The 22,930-nt window shown below is 35.6% G+C and carries 21 protein-coding genes; 9 read left to right on the top strand and 12 right to left on the bottom strand.

Features of this window, described 5'->3' with window-relative positions:
* Positions 1–35 precede the first annotated feature (35 nt).
* The 7 genes from ffh (at position 36) to AC51AA_RS10500 (ending at position 8,132) form a co-directional block, all read left to right on the top strand.
* Positions 36–1,388, top strand: a complete 1,353-nt coding sequence (gene ffh / locus AC51AA_RS10530; RefSeq protein WP_500702081.1) for a signal recognition particle protein — start codon at positions 36–38, stop codon at positions 1,386–1,388.
* A 146-nt stretch (positions 1,389–1,534) separates the two neighbouring features.
* Positions 1,535–2,419: a bifunctional 5,10-methylenetetrahydrofolate dehydrogenase/5,10-methenyltetrahydrofolate cyclohydrolase gene (locus AC51AA_RS10525; protein WP_500702079.1), complete on the top strand. Its 885-nt coding sequence runs from the start codon at positions 1,535–1,537 to the stop codon at positions 2,417–2,419.
* 224 nt (positions 2,420–2,643) lie between these two features.
* Positions 2,644–3,570, top strand: a complete 927-nt coding sequence (locus tag AC51AA_RS10520; protein WP_500702077.1) for a magnesium transporter CorA family protein — start codon at positions 2,644–2,646, stop codon at positions 3,568–3,570.
* Positions 3,571–3,721: 151 nt separating this feature from the next.
* Entirely contained in the window at positions 3,722–4,336 is a 615-nt protein-coding gene (locus AC51AA_RS10515; RefSeq protein WP_500702075.1) for a hypothetical protein, read from the top strand.
* Positions 4,337–4,339: 3 nt separating this feature from the next.
* Complete coding sequence (locus AC51AA_RS10510) at positions 4,340–4,630, top strand: winged helix-turn-helix domain-containing protein (RefSeq protein ID WP_500702073.1); 291 nt, start codon at positions 4,340–4,342, stop codon at positions 4,628–4,630.
* A 58-nt stretch (positions 4,631–4,688) separates the two neighbouring features.
* Positions 4,689–6,077, top strand: a complete 1,389-nt coding sequence (locus AC51AA_RS10505) for a DUF4153 domain-containing protein (protein WP_500702071.1) — start codon at positions 4,689–4,691, stop codon at positions 6,075–6,077.
* A 141-nt stretch (positions 6,078–6,218) separates the two neighbouring features.
* Positions 6,219–8,132 (top strand): outer membrane protein assembly factor BamB family protein, encoded by a 1,914-nt coding sequence (locus AC51AA_RS10500; RefSeq protein ID WP_500702069.1) that lies wholly within the window; start codon positions 6,219–6,221, stop codon positions 8,130–8,132.
* 74 nt (positions 8,133–8,206) lie between these two features.
* Here AC51AA_RS10500 and rluF read toward each other — a convergent pair whose 3' ends face one another.
* The 4 genes from rluF to AC51AA_RS10480 form a co-directional block, all read right to left on the bottom strand.
* Positions 8,207–9,019, bottom strand: a complete 813-nt coding sequence (gene rluF / locus AC51AA_RS10495; protein ID WP_500702067.1) for a 23S rRNA pseudouridine(2604) synthase RluF — start codon at positions 9,017–9,019, stop codon at positions 8,207–8,209.
* A gap of 217 nt (positions 9,020–9,236) precedes the next feature.
* Positions 9,237–10,088, bottom strand: coding sequence for an alpha/beta fold hydrolase (locus AC51AA_RS10490; RefSeq protein WP_500702066.1), 852 nt, complete (start codon positions 10,086–10,088; stop codon positions 9,237–9,239).
* Positions 10,089–10,272: 184 nt separating this feature from the next.
* On the bottom strand, positions 10,273–11,052 hold the full coding sequence (locus AC51AA_RS10485; protein WP_500702063.1) for a zinc ribbon domain-containing protein: 780 nt from the start codon (positions 11,050–11,052) through the stop codon (positions 10,273–10,275).
* 3 nt (positions 11,053–11,055) lie between these two features.
* Positions 11,056–12,150, bottom strand: a complete 1,095-nt coding sequence (locus tag AC51AA_RS10480; RefSeq protein ID WP_500702061.1) for a Nif3-like dinuclear metal center hexameric protein — start codon at positions 12,148–12,150, stop codon at positions 11,056–11,058.
* A gap of 337 nt (positions 12,151–12,487) precedes the next feature.
* Here AC51AA_RS10480 and lpxK point away from each other — a divergent pair, with 337 nt between their 5' ends.
* Positions 12,488–13,510, top strand: a complete 1,023-nt coding sequence (lpxK, locus tag AC51AA_RS10475) for a tetraacyldisaccharide 4'-kinase (protein ID WP_500702059.1) — start codon at positions 12,488–12,490, stop codon at positions 13,508–13,510.
* A gap of 36 nt (positions 13,511–13,546) precedes the next feature.
* On the opposite strand, the gene AC51AA_RS10470 is transcribed toward lpxK, so the two are convergent.
* From AC51AA_RS10470 to lipA, 3 genes are all read right to left on the bottom strand, one after another.
* Positions 13,547–15,718 carry a tetratricopeptide repeat-containing hybrid sensor histidine kinase/response regulator gene (locus AC51AA_RS10470; protein ID WP_500702056.1) on the bottom strand — a complete coding sequence of 724 codons (2,172 nt, stop codon included), beginning with the start codon at positions 15,716–15,718 and terminating at the stop codon, positions 13,547–13,549.
* 26 nt (positions 15,719–15,744) lie between these two features.
* Positions 15,745–16,743, bottom strand: coding sequence for a type I glyceraldehyde-3-phosphate dehydrogenase (gene gap, locus AC51AA_RS10465; protein ID WP_500702055.1), 999 nt, complete (start codon positions 16,741–16,743; stop codon positions 15,745–15,747).
* A 66-nt stretch (positions 16,744–16,809) separates the two neighbouring features.
* Positions 16,810–17,676, bottom strand: a complete 867-nt coding sequence (gene lipA, locus AC51AA_RS10460) for a lipoyl synthase (protein ID WP_500702054.1) — start codon at positions 17,674–17,676, stop codon at positions 16,810–16,812.
* A gap of 431 nt (positions 17,677–18,107) precedes the next feature.
* On the opposite strand from lipA, the gene AC51AA_RS10455 reads away from it, so the two are divergent.
* Positions 18,108–18,971 (top strand): M48 family metalloprotease, encoded by an 864-nt coding sequence (locus AC51AA_RS10455; RefSeq protein WP_500702053.1) that lies wholly within the window; start codon positions 18,108–18,110, stop codon positions 18,969–18,971.
* 63 nt (positions 18,972–19,034) lie between these two features.
* On the opposite strand, the gene AC51AA_RS10450 is transcribed toward AC51AA_RS10455, so the two are convergent.
* From AC51AA_RS10450 to AC51AA_RS10430, 5 genes are all read right to left on the bottom strand, one after another.
* On the bottom strand, positions 19,035–19,415 hold the full coding sequence (locus AC51AA_RS10450) for a PH domain-containing protein (protein ID WP_500702052.1): 381 nt from the start codon (positions 19,413–19,415) through the stop codon (positions 19,035–19,037).
* A 159-nt stretch (positions 19,416–19,574) separates the two neighbouring features.
* On the bottom strand, positions 19,575–20,399 hold the full coding sequence (locus tag AC51AA_RS10445; RefSeq protein WP_500702051.1) for an energy transducer TonB: 825 nt from the start codon (positions 20,397–20,399) through the stop codon (positions 19,575–19,577).
* 163 nt (positions 20,400–20,562) lie between these two features.
* The gene (locus AC51AA_RS10440; RefSeq protein ID WP_500702049.1) at positions 20,563–21,114 is read right to left on the bottom strand and encodes an RNA polymerase sigma factor; all 552 of its coding nucleotides are present in this window, start codon (positions 21,112–21,114) and stop codon (positions 20,563–20,565) included.
* Positions 21,105–22,211 carry a glycosyltransferase gene (locus AC51AA_RS10435; RefSeq protein ID WP_500702048.1) on the bottom strand — a complete coding sequence of 369 codons (1,107 nt, stop codon included), beginning with the start codon at positions 22,209–22,211 and terminating at the stop codon, positions 21,105–21,107. Before AC51AA_RS10435 ends, AC51AA_RS10440 begins: the two co-directional genes overlap by 10 nt.
* Positions 22,212–22,294: 83 nt before the next feature.
* Positions 22,295–22,909 (bottom strand): FMN-binding negative transcriptional regulator, encoded by a 615-nt coding sequence (locus tag AC51AA_RS10430; RefSeq protein ID WP_500702047.1) that lies wholly within the window; start codon positions 22,907–22,909, stop codon positions 22,295–22,297.
* Positions 22,910–22,930: the final 21 nt, after the last annotated feature.

Here is a 22,930-nt window from a genome sequence, read left to right as displayed (position 1 = left end):
TAGATTATCTTTGCACTTCAAATAAAGAAAATAGTATGTTTGATAATTTAAGTGATAAGTTAGATAAAGCCTTCCATATATTAAAAGGGCACGGTAAAATTACTGAAGTAAACGTTGCCGAAACCTTAAAAGAAGTTCGTCGTGCCTTACTTGATGCCGATGTTAACTTTAAGATTGCCAAAGATTTTACCACTAAAGTAAAAGAAAAAGCAATTGGTCAAGACGTTTTAACTACACTACAACCAGGACAATTATTGGTGAAGTTGGTCAAAGATGAACTAACGGAATTAATGGGTGGTGATGTAGCAGGAATCAATCTTTCTGGAGCGCCTACTGTAATTTTGATGTCTGGTTTACAGGGTTCTGGTAAAACGACTTTCTCTGGAAAATTAGCCAACTTCTTAAAAACAAAGAAAAATAAAAAGCCTCTTTTAGTAGCTTGTGATATCTACCGTCCTGCGGCGATTAATCAGCTTCATGTAGTAGGGGATCAAATAGGTGTTGAGGTATACTCGGAACCAGAGAATAAAAATCCTGTTGAGATTGCTCAAAATGCAATCAAACACGCTAAAGCGAATGGTTTCAATGTCGTGATTGTCGATACCGCTGGTCGTTTGGCTGTGGATAAAGAGATGATGGACGAGATTGCTCGTGTTCATAAAGCTATTGAGCCTCAAGAAACCTTGTTTGTTGTCGATGCAATGACGGGGCAAGATGCGGTAAATACAGCAAAAGCTTTTAATGATATCTTGAATTTTGATGGAGTTATTTTAACGAAATTAGATGGAGATACTCGTGGTGGGGCTGCTATTTCGATTAAATCGGTAGTGAACAAACCAATTAAGTTTGTCGGTACTGGTGAGAAGATGGAAGCTATTGATGTTTTCTATCCAGATCGTATGGCGGAGCGTATCTTAGGGATGGGTGATGTTGTGTCCCTTGTCGAAAGAGCGCAAGAGCAATTTGATGAAGAAGAAGCGAGAAAACTTCAAAAGAAGATTGCTAAAAACGAATTTGGTTTTGATGATTTCTTAACTCAAATTCAACAAGTAAAGAAAATGGGTAATATGAAAGACTTGGTAGGAATGATACCGGGTGCTTCAAAAGCCATGAAAGATGTAGAAATAGAAGACGATGCTTTTAAACATATAGAGGCGATCATTCATTCGATGACACCAATCGAAAGAAGTAAACCTGCCCTTATCGACGTAAAAAGAAAAGCCAGAATCGCTAAAGGTTCCGGAACGAAAGTCGAGCAAGTAAATCAGTTAATGAAGCAATTCGACCAAATGAGCAAAATGATGAAAATGATGCAAGGTCCAGGCGGAAAAAACTTGATGAAAATGATGGGAGGCATGAAAGGAATGCCAGGCGGGATGCCGAAATAATACAATATATTTTAAGGTTTAAAATTTCAAGAAGATTGGAATTTTAGACCTTAAATTTTTTACATAAAATAGATTACTAATATATAATTCGAGTTTCGGTTTTTTTAACTGGAAACTCTAAACTTGAAACATTTAACTTTAAAACAATGCAACTACTAGACGGTAAAAAAACAGCTGAAGACATTAAAAACGAAATTGCAGCCGAAGTTCAATCGATAAAAGATGCTGGAGGAAAAGTACCTCATTTGGCAGCAGTAATCGTAGGAACCAACGGAGCAAGTTTAACTTACGTAGGAAGTAAAGTAAGATCTTGCCAGCAAATTGGCTTTGAATCCACTTTGGTGAGTTTACCTGAGACCATTACTGAAGAAGAGTTGTTAGCAAAAATTAAAGAATTGAATGAGGATGATGATCTTGATGGTTTTATCGTGCAGTTGCCTTTGCCTAAACATATCGATGAGCAAAAGATCTTAATGGCAGTGGATCCTGATAAAGATGTGGATGGTTTTCACCCAACGAACTTTGGAAAAATGGCTTTAGAGATGGAAAGCTTTATTCCAGCGACTCCTTTTGGAATCATGCAATTGTTAGAGCGTTACAAAGTAGAAACTGCAGGAAAACATACAGTAGTAATTGGAAGAAGTCATATCGTGGGTCGACCAATGAGTATTCTAATGAGTCGTAAAGGAAATCCTGGAGATTCAACCGTTACTTTGACACACAGTAGAACTAAAAACATCGAAGAGTTTACTAAAAATGCAGACATTATTATTACGGCTTTAGGAGTTCCAAACTACTTGAAAGCGGATATGGTAAAAGAGGGTGTAGTGGTTATTGATGTGGGTATTACTAGAGTTGAAGATGCTTCAAACCCAAAAGGATACGTAATTACAGGGGATGTTGATTTTGATGGTGTAAGTAAAAAATCTTCTTTTATCACACCAGTTCCTGGTGGAGTAGGACCGATGACGATTGCCATGTTGCTTCAAAATACGCTTTTAGCGCGTAAAATGAGAAGTACTAAAAAATAAATTGATCTAATTGATTTTATAAACAAAGCCTGTTCTAGTTGGAGCAGGCTTTGTTGTTTTTATATAATTGGCAATATAAGTTTCAGGTTGTGAAAATAATAGATACTTTTGCAGCACTTAAAAAAAAGAAAACTTCTCCAATGGACGATTATCATTCGTTAGTATTTAATTAAAGATAGCTTTTGAACTTTTCAAAAGACTATGCTAAAACCTAGAATTTTGAAATGAAAGTATTTTACAAAAACAATAACGGATTAATAGAGACGCCAGTGTGGGCATCTGATTGCTGGATCAGTATTGAAGCGCCAAGCTCGGCAGAAAAGCAATATTTGTTAGAGGAACTTTTGATTCCTGAGGCATTTTATAATGATATTGAGGATGTTGATGAAAGACCACGTATTGAAACAGAAGATGGATGGATGTTGATCATCATGCGTGTTCCCATTAAAAGTGATGACATAAAATTACCCTTCCAAACCATTCCGGTGGGTTTGATTTTTAAAGACGATATACGTCTTACTCTTAGTTTTTATCCCACGGAGATTGTTGCTGATTTTGTATCGTATACACAACGCAAAAATATTATCATTAAAGACAGCTTCGATTTGGCTTTACGATTGCTTTTGTCTTCTAGTGTTTGGTATCTAAAATACCTGAAACAGATCAATCAGAAAATTAAATTAGCAGAGGACAATTTAGAAAAGTCGATTAAGAATGAAGAATTGCAGGCCTTACTTCAAATAGAAAAATGTTTAGTGTTTTTTATTACCTCCTTAAAAGGAAATGATGTTTTGTTTCATCGGATTAGAAACTTAAAAAACCAAAAGCTAAGCTATGATTTAGAATTGTTGGAAGATGTAGAAATTGAATTGAGTCAAGCACAGGATACAGCTAATATTTATAGCAATATCTTGACTGGCATGATGGATGCTTATGCGTCGGTGATTTCTAATAATATGAATAATATTATGAAGCAGCTGACTTCTGTTTCGATCATTTTGATGATCCCTACCTTGATAGCCAGTTTGTATGGGATGAATGTGCCAAATGGTTTGGAGGAAAATCAATATGGTATTTGGATTTTGCTTGTTGTTTCGGTTGTCTTATCAGTGCTCGGGGTGTTTTTGTTTAAAAGAAGAAGATGGTTCTGATCGATAGGATCTTAAACGCATAAAATTTTAACTTCGGTTTCAAAGCAAAATGCTACTATAGAACAGGTTTCTATAGAAGCATTTTTTTTATTGCCTTTATGATCATTTATTCAAAATAAGTTATAACTTTGTATCTCAAAGTACTTTATATATGAATCAGAAACAACAAGAAGATTTAGCACATATACGTTCCATGATGGAGCGTTCTTCAAGATTTATATCATTAAGCGGACTCTCAGGAGTTTTTGCGGGTTTATCGGCATTGATTGGAGGGTTGTTTGTGTATCAACTATTCAAAGTAAAAGGAATTGAGTATTTTGAAGGCGAGGATTTAAACTTGTCTATTGATTTTGTGGGGGAGTTGCTGCTTATAGGGTTAGTGATTTTGGTCTTTGCTTTTGCTTTTGGAGTATTCTTTACCATTAGGAAAAGTAGAAAGTATGATCTGCCTATTTGGACCTCAGCCACCAAGAAAATGTTATGGAATTTGGCTATTCCACTGGCGGCGGGAGCTGTGTTTTGTTTGGCTCTTTTGGCTCACGGATTTTATGGACTAATTGCTCCGACTACGTTAATTTTTTATGGTTTAGCGCTGATAAATGCTGAAAAGTATACGTTTTCGGATATTAAATATTTAGGGTTTTGTGAACTGATTTTAGGGGCTGTTTCTCTTTTTTATATCGGATATGGTTTGATTTTTTGGATCATTGGATTTGGTGTTTTGCACATCGTATATGGATTGCTGATGTTTAAAAAATACAACTAAGCAATGGGAATCATTGATAAGTTAAATAAGAATTTTGAAAGCCGTGTTAGGCTTGGGATTATGTCTGTACTAATGGTCAATGAATGGGTGGACTTTACGGAAATGAAAGCCCTTTTGAACATCACCGACGGTAATTTAGCGAGTCATTCTTCAGCGCTTGAAAAAGCAGAATATATTGAAGTGAAAAAGGAGTTTGTGGGTAAAAAACCAAAAACTTCTTATCAAGTTACCCCAAGAGGACGTGCTGCCTTTAAGGAGCATTTGGCGAGCTTGGAAAAATTAATGAAATCGTAAAAACACTATTTTTTTGTCTAATTACTTTGAAATGCAAAGTACTTTTAAATTTGTAATCATGAAAAAACACCACATTATTTTAGGCTGCAGTTTGATTTTTTTACTGCTTTTTTACAACGAGTCCTTAGGGGTTAACCTTTCAATTTTTGGATTGGTTTTAACGGGATGTATTTGCTATTTTTTTCAGGAGCGCTTCACTGAAAGAACACATTTGATTCTCGTTGTAACATCGGTTTTGTCTTGTTTGGCATTTGCTTGGTACGGAGATTTTGCTTCTTTTTTGGCCCTGGCGTTATCAGTTCTCTTCTTGCAATTTAAAACGCAGGATTCAAAGCTTAAAATGGTACTGGTTTTTCCCTTGGTATTTTTAAACGGAATCACCTCTATTGGGCGCATTTTTATGTTCAGGCAGTGGCTGCCAGAGGGAAAAATTCAGCAGAACTGGGCTAAAAAGCTTATTGCGTATTTTGTTATTCCTATGGTATTTGTGGGGGTGTTCTTTGGAGCGTATTGCTTGGGAAGTGATCATTTCTCAGCTTTGCTCACTGATTATACTTGGGATTTTGATTTCGGAACATTGGTGGTTATTGGGGCATTGGGTTTTTATATCTCCTTTAGTTTCTGGAATTATTGGGTTCCAGATTTTGTGTATGAGAATAAGGCCATCTTAGAGAACGACTTTACCGTTGTAAGTGAAGTAGTAAACAAAAATACTTTTTCTTTTCTAGATCTTGATTTTGAAAGAAAAAGTGGAGTGATTAGCTTATTGCTTTTAAATATGATGCTTTTGGCTTTCATCGTTACTTATAACTATGAGCAGTTTTTCCAATCGGTGGACACTTCTAAATTGAGTGCTGCAACACATGAAAGGGTAAATGCTGTTGTTTTTTCTATAGTGATGGCTGTTGGTGTAATCTTGTTTTATTTTAAGGGAGGATTCAATTTTGATCAAAAGGCGAGTGGTCTTAAAAAACTGGCTAAAATTTGGATTCTATTAAATGGAGTTTTAATTCTAAGTACCCTGCTTAAAAATGCAGAATATGTGTCTTTTTATGGGTTGACCTATAAACGACTAGGTGTTTTTGTTTTTCTGCTTGTAGCCCTAATAGGACTGGTTTTTACGTTCTTGAAAATCACCAAGCAAAAAACAAATGCCTATCTTTTTAATCAAATGGTTTGGTGTTTTTATGGAACCATCCTTTTATGTAGTTTCTTCAATTGGGGTGATTTTATTACCAGCTATAATATTTCGGTGAATAAGGGAGTAGAGCCAACTTTCTTAAGTGAGTTGAATTATAATGACCAGAGGCGCAGGGATTATTTTATGGAAAATAAACTAGAGGGTGGAAAACTTGAAACGCAGCGAGAGAAGGAGATTGCGGTCTATCAAAAAAGGTCGTTTTTATCTAAGGCGTTCTATTATGATTTTCTAGGAAGTGCCCGATAAAATCAAAAAATCTGTACGGAAAAATTAAGCATTTTTTGTACAGATTTTTTTTATTAAATGCCTTGTGTATTAAGTGCCAATGTGGGATATTTGTTCCAAATTTAACAAAACTTAAAATTAAACCCCCAAAAACAAATTATCATGAAGAAAATTATGATTATGCTATTTTTGACCTTAGGCTGCACTGGTTTTGCCCAGCGTGTTGCTGACGAGGTTTTAAAAATGAACTCGAAGATTGAGGATCTAACTCAAAATTCAATTACCGGTATCATTGTCGTTAAAGAAGGAAATGTAGTCAAAGGAATTAGCCCTGAGACAAAAAAGGAACTTTGGAGTTTTGATGCTGATAAAGAACTTGGGAAAACAACTGCTCTTGAAACATTTAATAATGTGGATCTTAATGCGGATGCCAATACCTTATTTGCAAGTAAACGTATCTTAAAATCAATTGATGGAACTCCTTATATAGAGGCTTTGGTAAAATATAAAACCATTTTAATCAATTCTGAAGATGGTAAGATAATTTACAACTCAGCGAACTATAAATACACGGTTTTTAATAGCCAGTTTTTGTATGAAGATAATGAGTATTTGGTAAAAGGAGTTGAAGATGGTAGAGTGATCGCTTCTTTGATTGATTTGAATAACGGAGAAGTAAAGTGGAAAACGGATCAAGGGGAAGCTAAAAGTATGTTTGCTTCGATGTTTACATTTAAAGCCAATATGTCTAATGAGGCTGAAGTAAGCAATAATACTATTTACTCTTTGTATTTTGGAAAATTATCTGCTATTGATAGAAACAATGGTGCTTTGAAATGGGTAGGAGAAATCGAATATACTAAGGTTTTTCCAACTCAAAACGGAAAAAATTTAGTGGTAATTAACAGCAAAGGATTATTGTCGTCTAAGCAATATTTAAATGTATTGGATTCCGAAACAGGAAAAGCAATTTGGGAAGATGCGATTAAGACCAAATACATCGTGTATTTAGAAGATTGGGGAACTAAAATTCTAGTGGCGCACAATAGCGGTTTCAATTTTTATAATTTAAATGATGGGTCTAAAGTTTGGAAAAAGGACGCCCGTGGAGATGGATTGAAAAAAGTAATTTCACTTGATGGGGATTATTTATACGTGGCTGAAAATGAAATGATGCTGATTGATAAAGACGGACAGAAAAAATGGAAAAACTTTATTGAGATCTCTGACAACAAAGAGGACGCTATTAATTACTTAGGAAAAGTAGATGATAAAGTTTTATACCTAACGGCTACCTACGGAAACTTAGTAGATTATAAAAGCGGTAAAAAATTATGGAGAGGGAATTTAAAATTCAATGAAAGCCGTCCATTATTGAGTGTTTTTGATGAAGAAAACAATCAGTTTTTAGTATACAACGACGAGAAACTTTTTAAATTTGATTCTAAAGGATCAGACAAACCAGCTGCTTTTGCTAAGGTGAATATTAAGAAAGAAAAAGAACTTAATTCTATTGAGTTATTTTCTTGGGGAGTTGCGCTTTCAGGACCAACAGAAGTGATGGGTGTTGATAAAGAGGGTAAAGTGTTGTATCAAAGGATTTACACGCAGCCAGGTGACGGTGGTAGAGCTTGGGGATCAGCATTGGCTACGGCTGGATCTATTGGTTTAGGTGTGTCTGCTTTTGGTAATGCGGTGATGGGTAGCGAATGGACTATGACTACTATTGATCCTGCAACAGGAAAAGAATCAACGTCTGTTGTAAAAGAGGCGAGTAAAGCAAGGTTGAAAAGAGCGGGTAATCAAGCGGCCGCTTCGGCAGTTTTAGGTGATATCTCTAAAAGATTAGGACAGCGTTACCAAGCGATGAAACAAAATCGTGATTTCTCTTATATCTTTGCTAAGGACGAAGCTACAAGTAAAAAGGTGTTGGTTAAAGTGAAAAAAGAAGACGGTACAGAATTGGATAAGATTATCTTTGAAAATATGCGTCCAATTTATGAAATTGACCCAGCGACACAATCGATTTACTATATCTACGAAAATGAATTGAGAATTTTCAATAAGAAGATATAATCCACTAAGGTGGTAAAAGACAAAAGGCGTATTGAGATTTCAATACGCCTTTGTTATTTTTATAGAAGAGGAGACTAGTAATCTCCTTTTTTCTTAAATCGAGGATCATCTCTTGAGATGAATTGTGTTCTACGTCTCGGGCTTTCTTCTTTGGGTAAGCTGGCCTCTTCAGTTTTACTAGATGGTTCAATTAATTGAATCAATTCTTTGATCTCATCATCGCTTAAATCACGGTAACGACCCACTGGAATATCAAGGGAGATATTGATGATTCTGATGCGTTTTAAAGCGGTGACATCATAACCTAAATATTCTGTCATTCTACGAATCTGACGGTTTAAACCCTGAGTCAAAATGATCTTGAAGGTGTATTGGCTAATTTGCTCTACTTTACATTTTCTAGTAACCGTATCTAAGATCGGAACCCCATTTCCCATACGTTGTATGAAACGTTCTGTGATAGGTCTGTTAACGGTTACCGTATATTCTTTTTCGTGGTTGTTTCTAGCACGCAAAATCTTATTGACGATGTCGCCATCGTTGGTCATGAATATTAGTCCTTCACTGGCTTTATCCAATCTTCCGATTGGGAAAATTCGTTTGGGATAATTAATATAGTCCACAATGTTATTGCGTACCTCTAAGTTGGTCGTGCATTCAATGCCAACGGGTTTGTTAAAGGCTAAGTATACTAATTTTTCGTGTTTCTCTACAATTAATTTTCCGTCTATACGTACTTCATCATTTGGCGAAACTTTGGTTCCCATTTCAGGTACAACACCATTTATTGTTACGCGTCCTTCTTCAATAAGTTTATCGGCTTCACGACGAGAACAATAGCCGGTTTCTCCAATAAATTTATTAAGACGTTTTAGATTTTCTTCCATACTGCAAAAGTAAGCAAAATTTAGACTTCTTATATTTTTAGATGGCTGGACTTTTTTGATTTTTGAAATGAAGGATAGGATTCAGCTATTTATGAATATTGCTACTCGCTTTGGGTGTCTCTAGATGCGAATTACTAATGAGTTATTTGTTATAACTAAGTTGTTTGGTAAGGTGATAGGTTCGTAGTAAGAGTTTAGTAGTTTTTTTGATTTCTGCTTATTTAGCAAACAAAAAATCCATTACTTTTTGGTACAGCTCGTCATCGTGCATGCCATGACCTAAACCTTTGGTTTCGATGAATTGACTGTTTTTCCAGTTACTGGCGATTTTTTTTCCTTCTTCAAAAGCAACTATTTTGTCTTTGGTGTCGTGGGCTACTAGTCCTGGAATGCTAAATTCTGAAGCAAATTTTTGACCTGAAAAATCCTCTAGTTTAAAGTTGAATCGGCTTTTGAAACGGCTTTCCAACATCGAAAACATTCTAGTATTCAAACTCAACATCGAAATATAGTTATCAATCAGTGTTTTTAAGTCAGAAGGGGCTCCTAAAATGACCATTTTGTTGATGCTGGTATTGGGGAATAGGTATTGATGATATACGCAAGCAGCGCCTCCAATTGAATGTCCGATGATAATGGTAGGCTGGTATTTTTCAACTGCTTTATTGATGAACTCAGCGTAAAGGGGTACATTAAATTCTTTACCGCTACTTTGTCCGTGAGCGGGTGCATCAAGAGCAATGATAGTACTGCCTGATTTTTGAAGATGAGGCAATGTCTTTTTCCAACGAGATGCATTACTTTCCCATCCGTGAACCAGTAAGATTTTGGTTTGGTTTCCTTTCCATATATAGGTCTGGAAATGATGTTCGTTATGATGAAAGGTTTCTGTTTCTGTATTTTGCAGAATTTTTGGTAAGCTGTCTTTTTGCAAGCGCCCAATTCGAGGCTGGCTAAAAAGGGCGTAAGAAAGAGCTACGGCTTTTTGGGGACGTACATAACTTAGGAAGTTGATATATTGTCCGGCCGATTTTAATGTAATAAAACGAATTCCTTTTTTAAGTCCCAAAATGATATTTTTAAAAGTAAAAAATAGGCTGATCTACTTCTTGAAAAAGTGAGCCACAACTATAAAGAAGTTTTACAGTTGATCGTATAAAAGTAAAAAATAAAATCCTTTAAAGATCTTTAAGCGGTTCTAAAAAAAAGTTAATTGCAAAAAAAAAGTCCCGATTAAATCGGGACTCTATTATTTAGAATTTAGAGAACAATTGTTCCATTTTTTCTTTTTCTTCTTCAGCTAATGCGCTGTCAACTAAAATTCTTCCAGAGTGCTCATCAGTAATGATTTTCTTTCTAGAAGCAATCTCTACTTGAGTCTGTGGTGGAATAGTGAAGAATGATCCAGCAGATGCTCCTCTTTCGATAGATACAACAGCAAGTCCATTACGAACACTAGTTCTGATTCTAGTATAGGCAGCTAATAATCTTTCTTCAATCTGTCCTGAGTATTCAGCAGATTTCTCAGTTAAGAAGATTTCTTCTTTTTGAGTTTCTGACATGATAGCGTCCAATTCAGATTTCTTATGTTTTAAGTGCGAACTTTTAGCGTCAAGTTTCTCTTTTAAGTTAGAGATCACTTCTTTCTTATGTTCGATAGAAGCTTTCATTTCTTTGATTTGCTTTTCAGCTAATTGAATTTCTAATTCTTGAAATTCAACCTCTTTAGTCAAAGAATTAAATTCTCTGTTATTACGAACTGATTCTTGTTGTTTTGTGTATTTTTTAATAACCTCTTTATGATCATCAATCCCGTTTTTTCTAGTCTTGATAAGATCTTCAATCACTTCAAGTTCACTTTTCAGTTTCTCTGAACGCGTGCTTAAACCTGCAACTTCATCTTCTAAGTCTTCCACTTCTAAAGGAAGCTCACCTCTCACGTTTCTGATTTCGTCAATTCTAGAGTCAATAAGCTGTAAATCGTATATTGCTCTTAACTTGTCCTCAACACTTAATTCTTTCGTATTCGCCATATTCTATAAGTACTTAACTGGATTTGTATTTTCTTCTGATAAAATGATGGCAAAATTAAGGATTTTTTTTCTAAGATAATCAACAATATAGTTTTTTGTATAGCGTTCGCTCTCAAAATGACCAATATCGGCTAAAAGTAAACTATTTTCTGCCTCATAGAATTGGTGGTACTTTAAATCTGCTGTTAAAAAAGCGTCAGCTCCAGCCTGAATGGCATTTTTTATGGCAAAACTTCCGGAGCCTCCCAAAACAGCTACTTTTTTTATTTTTTTATCCCTGAAGGCAGAATGCCTGATCCCATCGGCGATCATTTTGTCTTTTACAAAATATAAAAAGTCCTTTTCGTCCATTTCAGTTTCCAATTCACCAATCATTCCCAGACCAATGTTTTGATGTGCATTTTGCAAATCATAGATTTCGTAGGCGACTTCTTCATAGATATGATGCGTCAAAAGTGCCTTGACAATTTTAGATTGTAGGTGCTTTTCAAAAACAACTTCAATTTTTATTTCGGATCCAGTATGTAGTTTTCCTTTTTCTCCAATGACCGGATTACTGTTTTCATTTCCTTTAAAAGTAAAAAAACCTTCGCTGTTAAAGCTGCAGTGGTCATAGTTGCCAATGGTACCAGCACCAGCTTGGAATAGGGCAGATCGGACTTCTTCAGCATTGTCGACAGTGGTGAAGGTGACTAATTTCTGAATGAAGTTTTGTTTGGGAATCAAAACTTTAGTATTGGCTAGACCTAAAGCATCACAGAATATTTTATTGACGCCTGCTGAATGATTGTCAAGTGCAGTATGAACGGCGTAAATGGCAATATCATTTTTAATGGCTTTCAAAATGGCACGTTCTACATAGTTTTTACCCGTTATTTTTTTAATCCCTGAGAATAGAATCGGATGAAAGCAAACCACCAAATTGCAGTTTTTAGCAATGGCTTCGTCTATTACATACTCTAGAGCATCGTGACAAACTATAACCCCTGAGCTTTCACTCTGGGAATCGCCGACTAAAAGTCCAACATTGTCAAAATCTTCTGCATAGGCTAAAGGAGCCATTTCTTCGAGTACTGCTATTATTTCTTTGATTTTCATCTTCTTTTGTATTGAGTTTTAGGTTTCAAGTTTTACAATGAAACTCGAAACAAATTAACGAAAAATATTAGATAATTTTTTAAACCAGTGTTTTTTGGTAAGTGCGTTATTTTGCACAGAGTAGTGTTTGTGTATGTCATTGGTGCTACTGGAGCTATTTTCGTATATTTGTAAGCGCAATTAATAACTGGAACTGCTCTAGTGATAAAAGTAACAAAGGCAGTAAGGCAGGAAAAACTGCAAGATTAAATCCAAAAGATGGATGGGGAGGTATATTGTAGATTTTTACCTCAGGACTCAAAAAGAGATATGGGGACATTATTCTGATTAATAATTTATGAACGTACTTCGAAAAATACTTTTTCCGTTTGCCATTTTATACGGATTGATTACTACTATTAGAAATTTTCTTTTTGATAAAGGAATATTGAAATCGACTTCCTTTGATCTTCCGGTGATTGCGGTGGGCAATTTGAGTGTAGGTGGAACGGGTAAAACACCTCAAATCGAATACTTGATTCGATTATTGTCGGGTCAGTATAAAATTGCGACTTTAAGCCGTGGTTACAAACGTCAGTCGAAAGGTTTTGTTTTGGCCGATGCGACTTCGAATGCTGAAATCTTAGGAGATGAGCCATTTCAGTTTTATCAAAAATTCCCAAACATCCAAGTAGCTGTTGATGCCAATAGAATAAATGGAATTACACAGTTGCTTTCTCAAAGGGAAAAACCCCAGCTCATTTTGCTTGATGATGCTTATCAGCACCGAAAAGTAAAAGCGGGATTTTATATTCTACTAAGTGCTTACGATGATTTGTATGCAGATGATTTTATGCTGCCAACTGGAAACTTACGTGAGAGTAGAAGTGGAGCCTCTAGGGCTAATATAGTTGTTGTGACCAAATGCCCGAAGGATTTATCGGTTGCTCAACAGGATGAAATTCGGTTGAAATTAAAATTAAACGCTACGCAGAGATTGTATTTTAGTTTTATCGATTATGACCAGATTGTCTATGGTAAAGAAGAGAAAATAGCCGTAAGCGAAATTAAAATAGAATCGAAATTACTATTGGCGGGAATTGCTAAGCCAACACCTTTTTTTGATTTTCTAAAGAATCAAACCGATGAATGTTTGACTTTTCCTGATCATCATCATTTTTCTCAAAGTGATTTAGACAACATTCAACATAAAGCACAGAGTCGTAAGATCGTGACAACAGAAAAGGATTATGTACGGTTGAAAGAGGCTGAGCTGTCCTCACAATTGTATTATCTGCCCATAAAAAGTACTTTTCTCAATGGTCAGGAGGATTTTGATACAACTGTTCTAGCTTATGTTAAGGCTGCTTCAAGGGTTTAGTCTTTCGTCTTGAGGCTGGGGTTGTTTGGTGTTTTTTTAATCAAAGAATTTAGCGATGGTGCTATAGAATTCCTCTGGAACAAATGGTTTTGTGATCACGTCGTTCATGCCGAAGGATAATAGCATATCTCTGTTTTCATCAAGAGAAATGGCTGTTAAGGCAATGATAGGTGTTGTTTGATCAAATTCTCTAATGAGTTTTGTGGCTGTCGTACCGTTAATGCCCGGCAAGTGAACATCCATTAAAATCATATCAAATCGTTTGACCTTTAAAAGGGCTACTGCCTCTTCACCATTGTCAATAACCTCACAAGAAATCGCTTTGTTTTCCAGCATTTTTCGCGTAATCATTTGATTGATTTTATTGTCTTCAATCAATAGAATCGATTTGTTTTGGAATTGTTTGTCATGGTAGGCTTTTGCTTCTTCAACTAGTTCCTGTTGTTCTTTATTGACCTTAAAATTCAATTTAAAAGTAAAAGTAGAACCTTTACCTACTTCACTTTTTAATTTTATTTCTCCTCCTAAGAGTTCAATTAATTTTTTTACAATAGTGAGTCCTAGCCCAGTTCCTCCGTATTTGCGATTTACTTCTATTGAGGCTTGGGAAAAACTTTCAAAAACGGTTTGTAATTTATCTTCAGGGATTCCGATTCCGGTATCGACGATTTCAAAATAAACAGTTGCACTGTCTTTGTCTTCAGCAAATAATTTTGCGATGACATTCACATGGCCGTTTTGGGTGAATTTTAAAGCGTTATTGATTAGATTTAAGATGATTTGAGATAATTTGGTAGGGTCACCAATTAAGTTATCTGGAATCGATTCGTCTATTTCGAGGTTGAAATAGTTTTTATTGGCTGTAGCTAGCTCTTTTAGGGAGCTTTGAATGTTGGCGAGTAGTTTTTTTACATTGAAGTTGATTTTTTCTACTTCATTTTTCGTGGAGTCAATTTTATTAATTTCAAGAATCTCATTAATAAAAGTAGTCAGATAATTTCCGGAGAATTTTAGGGATTCTAAATATTTGAGTTGTTTTTTCTTTGGATTGTCTTCTAGTAGTAAATGGGTGATTCCGTTAATGGCGTTGAGAGGGGTTCGAAGCTCGTGACTTACGGTGGATAAGAATTCAGATCTGGCTTTTGATGCTTCTTCTGCTTTGTTTTTGGCGATGATCAGTTCTTTGTTTTTTTCTCTCAAAAGCAAATTGTTCTGATTTCGAATGATATTGTTTTTGTATAAGGCTAAACTTAGAAGGGATAAGATGGAAATTAAGGCAATAGCCAAAATGCTGACCAATTTGGAATAGCGATATGTTTTTAGTTGTATTTTTTCTTCGCTTTCACGCTTAAGGGTGTTGTTTAAAGATTGGTTTTTCTTGAACTTTTCAAATTCATTAAAGCCTAGTTTGGCATTTTTTAATTTTAAAATGTAATTCTCTATTTGATAATGTTCGTCCAAATAGGAATAGGCCAGATCGTAGTTTTTATTGGCTTTGTAATATTGGCTGATGGCCAAGACAATTTTTGATTTCTGAGCTAAATCATTGTTTTTTTCGGTAAGATCTAAGGCTGTGTCAAAGTATATTTTGGCAGAATCATTTCTTTTGAGTTGTGTCTCGATGATGCCAAGCTGGTAATAGGAATCTATTTTTGTTTTTAAAATAGCAGCGTTGTCTGGTGTTTTGATTATTTTTTTAAAGAGTTCTGCTGCTAGTACAAAGTTTTTATTGGTTTTATAAGCCATTGCTTTGTGGTAATTTAAAACCTGCGCATGATCGATAACATTGAGGTCTTTTAAAAGGCTGTCCGCTTTTTTGTAATAGACTTCAGCAGTTCCATAGTGTCCTTTTGCCGTATTGGTGATTCCGATATAATGCAGCGCCAAAGCTTTGGTGTAGCTTGGTTTTATGCCTTTAAATAAGGAGATGCTTTTGTGGAAGTTTTTTAAAGCTTCTTCGTATTTGCCTTGGTTGTAGTATATTTTCCCAAGTTTAAAAATCTGATTGGCTAGGCTTTCGACTTTATGATTGATCGAGCAAAAATCAATTGATTTTTTAGTATACCAAATGGCCTGATCGTATTTTTTATTGTTAATGTTGGCGTTGGCTAGCTTATTGTAATAGGAAATGCTATCCGTATTCTGCTTAGTTTGAGAATACAAAAATGAATTTAAAAAACAAACCGCAATAAAAAGGTACTTTTTCATGTATGGCACTGCTTTTACGATGAATGCTATGTTTTCCTTATCAGTAAAATCAAATCGATCAATCTAGATGAATAGCCAATTTCGTTATCATACCAACCCACAACTTTCACCATTTTGTCAATTACAGAAGTGAGCTGTGCGTCAAAGAGACATGAATGCGTATTGCCAATTACATCAACTGAAACAATGGGATCTTCAGTATAATCTAAAATTCCTTTTAAATTTGTTTTCGACGCTTGTTCAAATGCGTTGTTAATTTCTTCAATGGTCACGGCACGTTTTACATTAAACGTTATATCGGTCAATGAGCCATCAGGAACCGGAACTCGAATGCCACAACCTCCTATTTTTTGATGCAATGTAGGGAAAATTTTTGTTAATGCCTTAGCTGCACCTGTAGTTGTTGGGACAATTGATTGCGTTGCGCCTCTTGCACGGCGTAAATCCTTATGTGGTTGGTCGTGAAGACTTTGGTCTGTGGTGTAAGAGTGTATTGTGGTAATGTATGCTTGCTCGATTCCACATAATTCATCGATGATTTTGATCATCGGTGCTGCATTATTGGTGGTGCAACTTGCATTGGAAACAATAGTCTCATTCCCTTCCAAAATACGCTCATTTACTCCTAGAACAACCGTTTTTATCGTATCTACTTCTGATGGGGCCGAAAGGATTACTTTTTTTGCCCCAGCTTCTAAATGTGCATTTAATTCTTCATGGGTTTTATACTTTCCAGTGGATTCAATTACAAAATCGATCTGCTGCGTTTTCCAATCTAAATTAGAAATGTTCTTTTCGTGAAAAAACAAATAATGCTTTTCATTGACTATGATGCCTTTGTCATCATGATCAACTTTAAACGGTAAAACACCGTGAATACTGTCGTATTTTATCAAATGCGACATCGTTTTATTATCGGCGATGTCGTTAATAGCTACGACTTCAATTTCAGGATGATTTAAAAGTAGACGGAATAAATTCCTTCCAATTCTTCCAAAACCATTAATAGCAATTCTTGTTTTCAAATGCTTTATTTGTTCATTTAGACGTTTAATCTATTTACGAATTAGACGAATAAAAGGTTTGACTTTTTATAAAATATGTTTTTGTGCTTTGTATGATGAACGAACCAAAGGTCCACTCTCCACATGACGGAAGCCTAATTCAAGACCGAATTTTTCATACTTAGCAAATTGATCTGGGGTGATAAATTCTTTTACGGGTAAATGTTTTTTACTCGGCTGTAAGTATTGTCCAATAGTAACTACATCAACATTGGCAGCACGTAAATCAGTCATGGTTTGAAAAACTTCTTCTTCCGTTTCTCCAAGACCTAACATAATGCCGGATTTGGTTCTGTTGATGCCTTTTTCTTTTAAGTAACGCAATACTTCAAGGCTACGATCGTATTTTGCTTGAATACGCACTTCGCGAGTCAAACGACGAACCGTTTCTACATTATGAGAAACTACTTCAGGATTGGCCTCTACGATACGATCAATGTTTCTTTCGATTCCTTGAAAGTCTGGAATTAAAGTCTCAAGAGTCGTGTTGGGGTTCATACGACGGATAGCCTTAACTGTTTCAATCCAAATAATAGAACCACCATCTTTTAAATCATCTCTATCCACACTGGTAATTACCGCATGTTTGATGTTCATGATTTTAATAGAACGCGCTACTTTTTCAGGTTCATCCCAATCCACTGTTTCTGGTCTGCCGGTTTTTACACCACAAAAACCACAAGAACGGGTACAAACGTTTCCTAAAATCATAAAGGTTGCAGTTCCTTCTCCCCAGCATTCCCCCATATTCGGGCAACTTCCTGAGGTACAAATTGTATTTAAGCTGTATTTATCAACTAAACCACGTAGTTCAGTATATTTTTGTCCAATTGGGAGTTTTACTTTTAACCATTTAGGTTTTCCCGTTGGTATATTTTCAGTGACTGTTTCCATATATCAAAATTCAATAGTGCAAAGATAAGCAATGTAGTTTATTTGGGAAGTTGAATTTGGATCTTTCTGAATTTATTGCCGAATTATCTTTAGATTCTTGATTTTGAATGAAGTTTTGTGCTATAATTTAGGTTATGTTCAGACAAATCGTGAACTGCTGCTGCCTTTTGTAGCGCATTATATTTATTTTTAAGACGGAGAATTAAGGTAGTCCTTATTTTTTGCACTTTCCTTTTTGTTCACTTTTTGCCCGTGTTCACACAAACGTGAACAATGAATAGTAGTGAACAGCGTTATAGAGGTTTAGGTATAGGTAGTTTTGGTTGTAAGAACGACTTATTTTTGTGCCTATAAAGAGGGTGAAGATCTTTTTAAAATGTGCTATATTTGCTGTTAAATTGTAGAAATAAAAAATTGTAATCATAAAGAAAATGAATAAGAAATTTATTGTACTAGGCGTTTTGCTGGCTTCTATGAGTTGTACCAAAATGAATGCACAGATTAATTTTGGAGAAAAGGCCCTTGGCGCAGTTCAAAAAGGAGTGACAGCGCTTACTTTAACTAATGCTGACGCTGCTGCCTTGTCTAAAGAAGCAGTGGTTAAATTGGATGCTACCAATGAAGTGGCTGGACCAACAGATCCTTATACTTTAAGATTAAATAGGGTTTTCGGAAAATATACTGCTGGTGAAGGGTATACGTTGAACTATAAAGTGTACAAGGTAAAAGAAGTCAATGCGTTCGCCACGGCAGATGGAAGTGTTCGTGTCTATTCCGGTTTGATGGATATTATGGATGATAATGAGTTGCTTGCGGTAATAGGTCACGAAATAGGTCACGTTGCCAATAATGATTCAAGGGATGCTATGCGTGCTGCTTATCAAAAAGAGGCAGTAATCGATGGTGTTACTTCACAATCTGCAAAATTAGCGACTCTTACCGATAGTCAATTAGGTAAAATTGGAAGTGCATTAATTGATAGTAAACACAGTCGTAAACAAGAGTCAGAAGCGGATTTATTTGCCTATGATTTTCTAAAGAAAAATGGGTACAATGTCAATGCTGAAGAATCGGCCTTTAGAATTCTGGCAAAAATGAGTGAAGGTAGTGAAGCTTCGTTCATTGATCAAATGATGAGTTCACATCCTGATTCAAAGAAAAGAGCCGATGATGCGAAAAAAAGAGCAGAGAAAGATGGTGTGTATAAAGCCTATGTTCAGCAGAAAATTGTCAATACTGCCCCAGTAACCGCTAAAAAGCCTGTGGCAAAGAAAACTACAGTAAAAAAGAAATAGAAACTCTTACCAAAAATAAGCCCGATACGTTTTGAAATGTATCGGGTTTCTTATTTTTAAAAACTAACCTAAAACGTGATGTGCTAAAACTTTTTGAACATCATACACATTGACCGATTTGTTAAATTGTTTTACAATACTAGGTTGTAATTCACTGGATACCCAAATTTTTAATTCGGCGTCCAAGTCAAAAGGACCAGCAGTTTCTACACTAAATCGAGTAATGCTTTTGTAGGCAATGGATTTGTATTCTGTTTTGCTGCCTGTTATTCCTTGGACATCTACCAATATTAGTCTTTTGCTAGTGAAAATAAAAGTGTCACGGATTAATTTAAAACCCATTTCAATTTCTTCATTGTCCGTTAAGAGTTGACCATATTTTTTAAGTAAATCTTCTTGGCTTACTGAGCCAGCGTTACCTAGAATAGCTGAAAATATTCCCATTTGTTCGTTTTTTATTTGAATTGAATTGTTGTGCCTCTATATGCAGGGGTAAATGTAATTTAAAATAAAAAAGAATGTTGTTTTCTGCTTATTAAAATACCCCCAAATTGTGACGAACAGTTTGGGGGTATTTTATGTATTTCACTTGTGTTTTTTAGGCTATTCTGTTTGGATCGTTATAGGGAGATTGTAAGCCGTACGTACCGGTTTTCCGTTTAAGATCCCTGGGGTCCATTTTGTTTTTAAAGATTTCAAAACTCGGATCGCTTCTTTTCCCATTCCATAACCAGGATCATGTCTTACGGCAATGTCGGTTATTGATCCGTCTTTTTCAATGACAAAGGAAACGTATACTTTTAACACTCTTTCTGCATCCAATTCTGGTCTGTCGAAATTATTGGCTACGTAGGTGTAAAACTTATTAATTCCTCCTGGAAACTCTGGGAGTTTGTCAAGAGCAGTAGTATTCACTATAGTATTGCCATTGTCAATGGCTGGTGGGGCTGCTGAATCACCTCCTCCAGAACTAGGTATGGCATTAACTGCAGTTCCTGTTCCAGTGGACGTATTGTCAACAACAGGTGCGTTTACCGTGTTTGGAGCGATGATGTCCACGGCCTGATCAGTAGCGACGACAATCGGATGGGTTAATTGGCTCATGTCTGTTGCTGGTGCTGTACTTTGTTGGGGTATTGGTTCAGTTTCAGCAGCGGGTGGGGTCACCTTTTTTTGGACTAAGTCTACGGTGATGATTTTTTCATCGATCGTCAATGTAGGGCTGTTTTCTACTGGCGTAGGTTTCCTCAGTTGGTTGATCAATACCGTTAGGCTTCCAAAAGCAGCAATCAGTAATAAAGCTAACAATAGGGCTCTAATGGTTGTTTTGGCATTGTCATGGCGTAATTGATATGCGCCGTACTCTTTGTTTTTGTTTTCGAAAACAAGATTGGTCCAATTGCTTTCGTAGATGCTGGAATGAGACATAGTGAATAGATTTAAAAGGTTAAGTAACATTAAATCATAAGCTGGCAGGGTTAAATTTTTAACTTTAACTAAGAACGAAAACAAAAAAAACTTCTAGGATGCGGGGTACTTATTCTTATTTATAATAAATAGGAATTGTTAAACTTTACTTAAAGGTAATCAATTATCTATTGCGTTCGATAATTTCAGCTAATAATTTTTTAGCGCGGAGTAATTTCACTTTTACGTTGCTTAACGGCTCATTGATTTTGATCGCAATCTCTTGATAGGTCATTTCTTGAAAATAACGTAGATGGATTACTTCTTGATAATGAGGTTTTAATTCTTTGATGCATTGTAATAAACGGGAAAGGTTTTGTTCATTAATTAAAGCATCTTCAGCAGATAGGGTGGTGTCAGGAATGTTATAAGCTTGTTGATCCTCTGCATCGGTAATTTCGATAAAAAGATTACTTTTCTTTTTACGCAATAAATCAATATACACGTTTTTGGCAATCGCAATTAACCAAGTGTTGAATTGAAATTCAGGGTTGTAGGTAGCGATTTTGTCAAAGGCCTTTGAGAAGGTCTCAATGGTGATGTCTTCAGCAATCGTTTCGTTTTCAGTACGTTTTAGCATGAAGCCATAGACTTCATTCCAGTAAAAATCTAATAAAAAAGTAAAGGCGATTTGATCGCCTTTTTTTGCTTTTTCTATTTTAGAATTTATTTCCAATGTACCGGTTTTGAAAAGATATTAGTTATAAAGATATTGATTTGTGTGAATATAAGCACCATCTCTGTAATGGGAAACCAAATTTTCAGATCATTTTCTTTTAATTTACCTGCTGAAAATCCCATTACAATCCAGGCAACGGTATAACGTGTCGCCAATAAAGCCAATACTGCAATCCATTGAAATTGGAATGCCAATAAAAGGATAACTAATAAAAAGAAAAATAATTGTGAGGCATGAAAAATCCCCAGTTGAATTTTGTCAAAACTTTTATAATAACTTGCTGTGGCTATATGTCTTCTTTTTTGAGTGTACCATTCTTTATAGGACTGTTTCGGTTTTGAATAGGTAAAACTTTCAGGGGTATACGCTATGGTAACATTGGTTTTATTGGCAGCTTGATTGATAAATAAATCATCATCGCCTGAGCGTACTTGAATGTGTCCAATGAAGCCATTAACTTTAAAGAATTCGTCTTTTTTGTAAGCCAGGTTACGACCCACTCCCATATAGGGATGTCCTACTTTTGCCCAAGAGAAGTATTGCACGGCCGTTAGAACGGTTTCGAATCGGATGATTTTGTTTAATAAAGAGCGCTCCACTTTTTCATAACCACTATATCCTAAAACGATGGTTTTGTTCATTGTGAATTGTGAGGTCATGGCTGTTATCCATTCTTTTGAAGTTGGGTAACAATCCGCGTCAGTGAATAATAAATATTCTTTTTTGGAAGCTTTGATACCTAAGGTTAAGGCATATTTTTTGTTGCCCCAAAAGGCTTCATTGTTTTTTACTTTTACCAAGCGAATGTTGGGATACTGGCTTTCGAATTGTTCGAAGATTTCTAAGGTTTCGTCGCTTGACGCATCATCAATTAACACAATTTCGAAATCGGGATAATTTTGCTCGGCCAATAACGGAATGAAGTTTTTTACGTTTTCTTCGTGGTTTTTAGCGCAAACAATGACAGAAACTGGAATTCTTTTAGGTGTAATGTTTTGTGGTTTGCTAAAAGCAAATTTTCCAAAAACGCCTAGATAATAAGTAAGTTGAACAATAACAATAGCAATAAAAAAGTAAAATATGTATATAAGCATCTGATTTTAATGTCTTTTAATTTTCGAATCTTGCGCGTGCAAATGTACTTATGAAATCCTAATTTTCAATGGTTAAAACCGATTTACTTTCGGCATTTTGACATTTCTTTTGCAATGGCAATAGACTGAGGGTTTTCGGTTTTTTCTAATTCCGAAATTATGTTTTTATAATTGTGATCGTCTCTATTTTGAGAGAGTTTTTTGGTGGCTTGAATTTCGTCGATTTCGATTTCAAATCCAAAAATACCTCTGGCTTCACGCATGGTTTTGGTAGATAAATCCTCCACACGAACAGGGTTTTCTGAATTTGCTTCGTATTTATCGACTAGTTTTTTAAGCTGTGCTATCGTTGTGGCCTCATCTACAATTTTAATGCGACCGTAAACATGTACGGCTATGTAATTCCAAGTGGGTACATTTTCATGATCGTACCATGAAGAAGAGATGTAACTATGTGGGCCTGTGAATACCGCTAAAACCTGATCGTTTTGACTAAAGCCTTCCGCTTGTGGGTTTAGTTTGGAAAGATGCCCTTGCAGGATCTCTTTACCATTAGCATCTACTTCGAGTTCTATTGGAATATGAGTAGCGCATAATTTTCCATTAGTCTGATTGATCAAAAGACCAAAACTGTTTTCTTTTAGAAAAGCTCTGATGGCTTCTGGATCTTCATTTTTGTATAGATCTGGTGTGTACATTTTACTTTTTTATCAGTGGGA

It is taken from the genome of Flavobacterium sp. OHVDL-2026-0007 (genome assembly GCF_059882335.1).
The sequence above is the reverse complement of the archived record's forward strand: the minus strand, read 5'-3'. Positions and strand labels throughout refer to the sequence as shown.